The 2,337-nt window shown below is 75.3% G+C and carries 3 protein-coding genes and 1 pseudogene; 1 reads left to right on the top strand and 3 read right to left on the bottom strand.

Annotated elements, in window-relative coordinates:
- Positions 1 to 440, bottom strand: a pseudogene (locus tag F8A92_RS18315) (hypothetical protein); the annotation flags it as partial.
- On the bottom strand, positions 440 to 1,135 hold the full coding sequence (locus F8A92_RS18310) for an SAF domain-containing protein (protein WP_153506617.1): 696 nt from the start codon (positions 1,133 to 1,135) through the stop codon (positions 440 to 442). The pseudogene F8A92_RS18315 and the gene F8A92_RS18310, both read right to left, overlap by 1 nt.
- A gap of 147 nt (positions 1,136 to 1,282) precedes the next feature.
- On the opposite strand from F8A92_RS18310, the gene F8A92_RS18305 reads away from it, so the two are divergent.
- A complete protein-coding gene (locus F8A92_RS18305; protein ID WP_228389574.1) occupies positions 1,283 to 1,522 on the top strand; it encodes a helix-turn-helix domain-containing protein in 240 nt (79 codons plus the stop codon).
- On the opposite strand, the gene F8A92_RS18300 is transcribed toward F8A92_RS18305, so the two are convergent.
- Positions 1,519 to 2,088 carry a hypothetical protein gene (locus F8A92_RS18300; protein ID WP_153506616.1) on the bottom strand — a complete coding sequence of 190 codons (570 nt, stop codon included), beginning with the start codon at positions 2,086 to 2,088 and terminating at the stop codon, positions 1,519 to 1,521. The two genes, F8A92_RS18305 and F8A92_RS18300, sit on opposite strands and share 4 nt — an antisense overlap.
- Between the last annotated feature and the right edge of the window lie 249 nt (positions 2,089 to 2,337).

Below are 2,337 nucleotides of genomic sequence, written 5' to 3'. Positions count from 1 at the left end.
CCCCACACCGCGACCAGCCGCCCGCGAGCCGTGGCGTCGGCGTCGCGCGCCGGTGGGGTGCCGGCACCGACGGCGAGCCCGTCCGCGGCGCCACGCGCCGCCGCGACGATCCCGTCGGCGAGCTCGTCCGGTGCGAGCCCGATGTCGAGCACCACGGGGATCCGGCACGCCGAGGGCCAACGGGCCCCGGGCTCGCTGACCGCGACCGGGACGACGCCGTAGGACGCGATCGCCGCGACGATGTCGGCGTCCAGGCCGGTCAGCCGCTCACCGATCGCGACGACGCGGGCCGCGCCCGCGGCCGCGACGGCGAGGACGTCGGCGACCTCCACGCAGCGGCGTACGACCTGGACGTCGGAGGGCCGCTCGGCGAGCGCCGCGACCACGACCGCCTCGAGCGCCGGGTTGGCGATAGCGGTGACGACCCCGACGGCGGCCATCAGCAGCCCGCGGGTGCGACGGCGCCGCGGCCCACCTCGACCAGCGTCAGGGTCTTGCCCGTCGTCCCGTCGAGGATTCCCGGCACCGCGCACGACGGCACCTTGATCACCACCTGCAGCTGGCCGCTGCCGACCGACAGGGCGCCCTGCGAGCGCTCGGACACGTCGGCGACCGGGACCGCCTCGACGACCATCGTGGTCGCGCCCGGCGCGGCCTTCGCGCCGGCGACCGGCTCGGGGGTCGCGTACAGCGTGACCCGGTCGCCGCGGCCCACCGAGACCGGCACGTGCGCCGCGGGGATGCTGAGCGCGAGAGCGACCAGCTCCTCGGCCGCCGCGACCGACCGCGCCGGCAGCAGGTCGCCCTCGCTCACGTCCCGGCTGAGCGTCTTGCCGACCGGGCTGCTGGTCGCGGCCACGTAGGCGGCCGCGTGCTCGTCGAGGCGCACGTCGACCGTCCGCAGGTCCGCCTCGGTCAGCGTCGAGCCGGCGGCAAGGTCGGCGGTGACCGCCCACACCGTCACGGACTTGTCCGCGTCGGCGAGTACCTTGGCGCCCGCGACGACCGAGGCGAGCACGAGGGCCAGCCCGATCAGCAGCCGCACGTCGAGCCACCGCGGGCTGCGGACGCGGCGGGCGGCCGGGGACGGCAGCTCGGATTCCGTGCTCTGGGCTGGGACAATTCGTCGGGCCATCGGTCACCTCGTCGCAGCGACATGGGTCAGCAGCAGGATATGGAGCAGTGGTCTCGTTCGCGTAACACCTCCACGGATGTGGACATCCGCCCGGGGCGCCGCGCCGGCCCGCGTAGAGTTGGCGCGGCCCTCGTACAAAGGATCCTCGTGGCACCTGCACGCTTCTTGAAGCTCACCGACGTCGCCGAGACGCTGAACATCTCGAGCGCCCAGGCGTACGCGCTGGTCCGCAACGGCGAGCTGCCGGCCATCAAGGTCGGCGGCCGCGGCCAGTGGCGGGTGGAGACCACGGTCCTGGAGGCCTACATCCAGCGGATGTACGAGAAGACCGAGCGGCTGGTGGCCGAGCACGCCCTCGAGGACGCCGACGAGGAGCCGGGCCGCTAGCGCCCTTCCCACCCCCGGCGCAGGTACCGGATCGCGGCGATCGGCACCGTGCGCACGCCCTGCACCTCGCCCGCCCGCCGCGGCGCGCCGACGTCGTGCACCGCGAGGTCGACGAAGTCGGCGCCCACCCGATCGATGGTGCCGCTGACCGGTGCGTTCGACCCGAGGCCGAGCTGCACGGCCGAGCGGTCCGCGGCGACGCCGCGCAGCACGTGCCGCAGCCCGAGGCCTCGGTGGATCGCCGCCGCGGCGCCGTCCGGCGCGGGGACGGTGTGCCGAGGCAGGTTCGCCACCCACACCAGGTGAGCGGTCGCGACCAGCCAGGCCGCCGGCCCGGACCGCAGCAGCAGCCAGCCGTCCCCGGCCGCCTCCACCCGGCCGCTGCAGCGCTGACCACCCTCCACCGCGACGGTCAGCTCGCCGCCGACCGCCGCGCTCAGCCGGTTCTCGAGGGCCACGCGGGCGGTCTCCAGCCGGCCGCGCTCGGCCGCCTCGCCGAGCATCTCGCCACGGGCGCGGGCCTCCTCGAGGGCCGCGAGATCGGCGAGCAGGCGGTCCCAGCGCATGCCCGCAGCCTTCCGCGCGACGTCCCGGTGGTCAACCCACCATCCACAGTGGGACCAGGAGTTCGTTGACATTTGATGTCGTTTGCTGTTGTTTGATGCATATCGACGTCGATGGGAGCGGGCGATGTGGACGAGAGCCTCCGGGTCGTGGCGGGCGGCCGCGACGTCGGGCCTGCTGGCCGCGACCGCCTGGCTGCTGCGTCCCGACGCCGCCGCGCTGCGCGCCGCGCTGCGCGACCCGCAGCGGGT

Source organism: Cumulibacter manganitolerans, from assembly GCF_009602465.1.
GTDB lineage: Bacteria > Actinomycetota > Actinomycetes > Mycobacteriales > Antricoccaceae > Cumulibacter > Cumulibacter manganitolerans.
Note: the sequence above shows the minus strand (reverse complement) of the source record. Positions and strands in the feature narration are given on the sequence as shown.

What these genes read in the sequence shown, in the direction of transcription:
- F8A92_RS18300 (WP_153506616.1), bottom strand. Translation starts at nt 2,088, where the DNA reads ATGCGCTGGGACCGCCTGCTCGCCGATCTCGCGGCCCTCGAGGAGGCC.
- F8A92_RS18310 (WP_153506617.1), bottom strand. Translation starts at nt 1,135, where the DNA reads ATGGCCCGACGAATTGTCCCAGCCCAGAGCACGGAATCCGAGCTGCCG.